This is a genomic window from Pseudolysinimonas sp., assembly GCF_031389465.1.
GTDB lineage: Bacteria > Actinomycetota > Actinomycetes > Actinomycetales > Microbacteriaceae > Pseudolysinimonas_A.
Map to the genome: position 1 here is coordinate 1 of NZ_JANMSQ010000191.1, position 4,735 is coordinate 4,735.

Here is a 4,735-nt window from a genome sequence, read left to right on the forward strand (position 1 = left end):
GTGCCGTGGCTGCTCGATTCGTCCGATCTCATCTACGGCCGCCGCTCGCGACCGCTGCCCGGTCAGGATCGTCGTGGCGAGCCGGTGCGACCGAAGCCCGTGAAGCGCGAGCCACACAAGGTGGGGCCCCGCGCCAAGCCGGCACAGAAGGCCAAGCCGAAGGCGTGAGAACGATCGTCGCGGTGCTCGCCGGCGGAGCTCTCGGCACCGGCGCGCGGCTGCTCGTCGACCTAGTGCTGCCGCACGGCGGTGCAGCATTTCCGATCGGAACGTTCCTGGTCAACCTCTGCGGGTCGTTCGTGCTGGGCGTTCTCGTCGCCCGGGTGTGGCCCGTCGCCCCCGAGTGGCTGCGTGCCGGCCTCGGGCCGGGGCTGCTCGGCTCGTTCACGACCTTCTCGGCGCTCGCTGTTTCCGCCGTGGACCTCAGCTCGGCCGGGGCCGGGGTCGTGGCCGCCGTCTACGTCACCACTTCGGTCGTCGGCGGCGTCACAGCAGCCGCCCTCGGCATCCGCCTCGGCGCACCCGCGGCAGCGCCCCCGCCGATCGGGCCGGAGGAGTGACCCCGCTGCTGGCGCTCGCCGTGGTCGCCGCGGGTGCTCTCGGCACAGTCGCCCGTTACGTCGTGGGCCGCGTCGGCGCGAAGGCGGCGTGGCCGTGGCCGGTGCTACTGGTCAACGTCATCGGCTCGCTCGTCGCGGGCGTCGCGATGCACACCGGTGCCGCGCTCATCGTCGCGACCGGGTTCGCGGGCGGCCTCACGACCTTCAGCACCTTCAGCGTGGAGACCGTGCAACTGGCGGGAGAGGGCCGTTGGCGCGCAGCGGCCACGAACGTCGTGGCCAACCTCGCCCTCGGCCTCACCGCCGCCACCGTCGGCTGGTGTATCGGCTTCGCGCTCCTCGGCTGACCCCCTGCTATTTGCCCAGAATTGTCCCTACGCGAAGGGATTAGGGACAGTTTCGGGCAAATAGCCTCAGTGCCCGGCGGAGGCGTTGCGGCGTTCGGTCGCAAGGTTGCTCAGCGTCGCGACGACCTGGCGGGCGATGGCGCGGCCCGCGCGATTGGCGCCGATCGTGGATGCCGTCGGCCCATAGCCCGCGAAGAACAACCGCGGGTTCTTCCACGAGACGTTCTTCCCGACGACGATTCCGCCCGACTTCTCGCGCAGCTTGAGCGGAGCGAGGTGCCGGAGCTCGGGGCGGAATCCGGTCGACCAGATGATGGCATCGGCGGGCCGGAACGCGCCGTTCGACCACCGCACGCCATCCGCTTCGATACTCGAGAACATGGGGCGCGCGAGCAGCAACCCGCGGTCGATGGCGGCCTGGATGCGGCGGCTGCGCGGCACTCCGGTGGTGCTGACGATGCTCGGCAGCACTCGACCCTCGCGCGCAGCCTCGTCTTGCAGAGCGACGGCGGAAACGCCACCCTCGATATTGAGATCCTGGCCTTCGAGGAACTCGATCGGTCGGCGCGCGACCCAGGTGAGGGAGGCGGCCACCTCCTCGAGTTCCATCAGGAATCCGATCGCGCTCGTGCCCCCGCCGACGACCACGACGTTCTGGCCGGCGAAGTCCTCGGCCGCCTTGTACTCGGCGGTGTGCAGGTGTCGGCCGCGGAACTCGTTCATGCCGGGGTAGTACGGAACGAACGGCGCGCCCCAGGTGCCCGTCGCGTTGACCAGCACGTGACACGACACTTCGCGCTGCCCGTACGGCCCCTCGAAGTCGACGACGAACCCTTCGGCGTTCATCTCGACGCGCGTCACATCCGCTGGTCGCACGACCTGAAACCCGTAGTGCTCCTCGTAGCGCGCGTAATAGTCGGCGACGACCTCCTTCGCGGGGAGAGCCTTGTCGGCGGTGTCGAAACTGAGGCTGAGTTCATCCATCCCGGGCAGATCGTGCACCTTGTGCGCGTAACCGAGCCGCAGGGCGTCCCAGCGGAACTGCCACGCCCCGCCGGTGCCCGGGCCGCGATCGAGCATGACGAACTCGTTGCCCGGGTCGAGGCCAAGACGCCGCAGGTAGTAGGCCACCGAGAGCCCCGCCTGCCCCGCGCCGACGACCACGACCGAGGTGTCGATGTCGCTCTCGGTCACCCGGTCAACGTTACCTGGCGGTGGGAACGGGCCCGACGGGCGTGGATGCCTTGCGTGATAGACTTCGCGGCAGACTTTTCAGCACATTCGCAACCTGAGATCGAGGGGGTCACGCATGGGGCGCGGCCGTCAGAAGGCGAAGCACACCAAGGTGGCGCGGGACCTTAAGTACTTCAGTCCTGACACGAACTACAACGCGCTCCAGCAGGAGCTCGGTGGCAACCCCCGCCTCGAGGAAGACCTCGAGAAGTGGGCCGACTACATCGTTCCCGGTGACGTCGAGGCCGACGACGACGAGCCGGAGTCGAAGACCGCGTAATCGCGGCTTCGCTCAGCGGCAGCGCTCAGCCGGCGTACGACCCGACGAGGCGCACGGCACCTCCGTCGACGCCTTTCGCCCCCTGCACGAAACCGTCGAAGTCGCGCGGGCCGACGGTGACGCGACCGACGACCCAGGCGGGCAGGCCCGCGGCGGTCAGCGCGTGGGTGACGGCGGATGCCGCATCCTGCGCCACGACGGCGAGAAATCCGACGCCGAGGTTCCAGGTGCCCTCGGTGTCTTCGAGGGCGAGGGACCCCCAGTCGGCGAGGATGCGGAACACCGGCTGCGGGCTCCAGGTCGAGCGGTCGACCTCGACCCAGGCTCCCGTCGGCAGCACCCGCGCGAGGTTCGCCGCGATCCCGCCGCCTGTGACGTGCGACAGGGCGTGCACGGCATCCGGTAGCTCGTCGAGCACGCGCAGCAGCGGTGACGTAAAGAGGCGTGTCGGCTCCAGGAGTGCCGTGCCGACGGTGCCGCCGAACTCCGGGGCGTCGTCGGTGAACGCGACCCCCCGCTCGGAGATGATGTGCCGCACGAGCGAGAAGCCGTTGCTGTGCAGTCCGCTCGACGAGATCGCGACGACCACGTCACCGTGTCGCACCTTCTCGGGGCCGAGCACGGCATCCGCTTCGACCGCGCCGACCGCTGCGCCGGCGACGTCGTAGTCGTGCTCGCCGAGAAGCCCGGGGTGTTCGGCCGTCTCGCCGCCGACGAGCGCCGTGCCCGTCGCGGCACACGCCGCGGCGATGCCGGTGACGATTGCGGCGATACGCTCGGGCACGACCTTGCCGCAGGCGATGTAGTCGGTCATGAAGAGCGGCTTCGCGCCGACCACGACGATGTCGTCGACGACCATGCCGACGAGGTCTTGCCCGATCGTGTCGTGCACGTCGAGCGCCTGAGCGATCGCGACTTTGGTGCCCACGCCATCCGTACTCGTTGCGAGCAGCGGTCGGCGGAAGGCGCGCAGCGCCGAGACGTCGTAGAGCCCGGCGAACCCGCCGACCCCACTGAGCACGTCGACGCCGTGGGTTCGGCTCACCGCCGCCTTCATCAGCTCGACCGCGAGGTCGCCCGCTGCGGTGTCGACGCCGGCGCTCGCATACGGGTCGGTCGATGCGGTGGCCACGGATTCAGGCTACCGGGGCGCGGCAAGCCCGCGTCCCCGGCGCCCCGACTCTTGCCGCACCGCACCGGCCGCGAGGGGCCGACCCAAGTCTCGGACAGCGACGCCTTCGTGGATGAGACGTCGATATAGCCCCCGAATCCCGAGAGTTGGGTACCTGTGGGACACTGAGACGTACCTGCCCGGTACTTCGCGCAACCTCCCCGGGAGTCACCGCAAACCATGTGCGGCATCGTCGGCATCGTCTCGTCGAACCCGGTCAACCAGCAGGTCTATGACGCGCTTGGCCTTCTGCAGCACCGCGGCCAGGATTCCACGGGCATCGCGACCGCTGACGGCAGCATCATCCACCAGCATCGCGCCCGCGGGCAGGTGCGCGAGGCCTACCGCACGCGCGACATGCGCAGCCTGCTCGGCACGATGGGCCTCGGGCACGTGCGCTATACGACGCGTGGCGATGCCGACAAGGAGCAGGAGTCGCAACCGTTCTACGTGAACGCGCCCTATGGCATCGTGCTCGTGCACAACGGCAACCTCACGAACACGCGTGAACTGTCGCAAGAGCTGTTCAGTGTTGACCGGCGGCATCTCAACACCGACTCCGACACCGAGATCCTCGTCAACGTCTTCGCCCACGAATTGCAGCAGCAGGTGCGCGGCACAACGCTTGACCCGGATCAGGTCTTCGACGCGATCGAGCGGCTGCACGAGCGGGTCGAAGGCTCATACGCCGCGATCGCCCTCGTCGCGGGTCACGGGATGCTGGCCTTCCGCGACCCGTTCGGCATCCGCCCGCTGGTGCTCGGCAAGCGCGTGCGCGGCCTGGTCGGCACGGAGTGGATTGTGGCGAGCGAGTCGCTCGTGCTGGAGTCCGACGGGTACGAGCTGGTACGGGACGTCGCTCCGGGGGAGGCGATCTTCATCACCCGCGACGGCGAGATGTTCAGCCGCCAGTGCGCGAAGAACCCGGTGCTCATCCCGTGCGCGTTCGAGTACGTCTACCTGGCCCGGCCCGACTCGATCATGAACGGCATCTCGGTCTACGAGGCGCGGCTGCGGCTCGGCGACCGCCTCGCCGACACGATCGCGAGGTACACGCCGTCGGGGGCGATCGACGTCGTCATGCCGATTCCCGACTCCTCCCGCCCGGCGGCGATGCAGGTCGCGCAGAAGCTCAACATCCCGT

Annotated in this window: 6 protein-coding genes; 4 read left to right on the forward strand and 2 right to left on the reverse strand. The window is 69.2% G+C overall.

What is annotated here, in order from left to right:
* Window positions 1-164: 164 nt before the first annotated feature.
* Both RMO30_RS07725 and RMO30_RS07730 read left to right on the forward strand, forming a co-directional pair.
* On the forward strand, window positions 165-560 hold the full coding sequence (locus RMO30_RS07725) for a CrcB family protein (protein WP_309711559.1): 396 nt from the start codon (window positions 165-167) through the stop codon (window positions 558-560).
* On the forward strand, window positions 557-907 hold the full coding sequence (locus RMO30_RS07730; protein WP_309711562.1) for a CrcB family protein: 351 nt from the start codon (window positions 557-559) through the stop codon (window positions 905-907). The genes RMO30_RS07725 and RMO30_RS07730 overlap by 4 nt, the downstream gene beginning before the upstream one ends.
* Window positions 908-973: 66 nt before the next feature.
* Here the strand turns inward: RMO30_RS07730 and RMO30_RS07735 are convergent, their stop codons facing one another.
* Window positions 974-2,101, reverse strand: coding sequence for an NAD(P)-binding domain-containing protein (locus RMO30_RS07735; RefSeq protein ID WP_309711564.1), 1,128 nt, complete (start codon window positions 2,099-2,101; stop codon window positions 974-976).
* A gap of 115 nt (window positions 2,102-2,216) precedes the next feature.
* On the opposite strand from RMO30_RS07735, the gene RMO30_RS07740 reads away from it, so the two are divergent.
* A complete protein-coding gene (locus RMO30_RS07740; RefSeq protein ID WP_309711567.1) occupies window positions 2,217-2,420 on the forward strand; it encodes a DUF3073 domain-containing protein in 204 nt (67 codons plus the stop codon).
* 25 nt (window positions 2,421-2,445) lie between these two features.
* Here RMO30_RS07740 and purM read toward each other — a convergent pair whose 3' ends face one another.
* Entirely contained in the window at window positions 2,446-3,552 is a 1,107-nt protein-coding gene (gene purM, locus RMO30_RS07745; RefSeq protein WP_309711570.1) for a phosphoribosylformylglycinamidine cyclo-ligase, read from the reverse strand.
* Window positions 3,553-3,771: 219 nt separating this feature from the next.
* Between purM and RMO30_RS07750 the strand changes: the two genes are divergently transcribed.
* Window positions 3,772-4,735, forward strand: a 964-nt coding sequence (locus RMO30_RS07750; RefSeq protein ID WP_309711573.1) for an amidophosphoribosyltransferase, incomplete at its 3' end; no start/stop codon positions are given.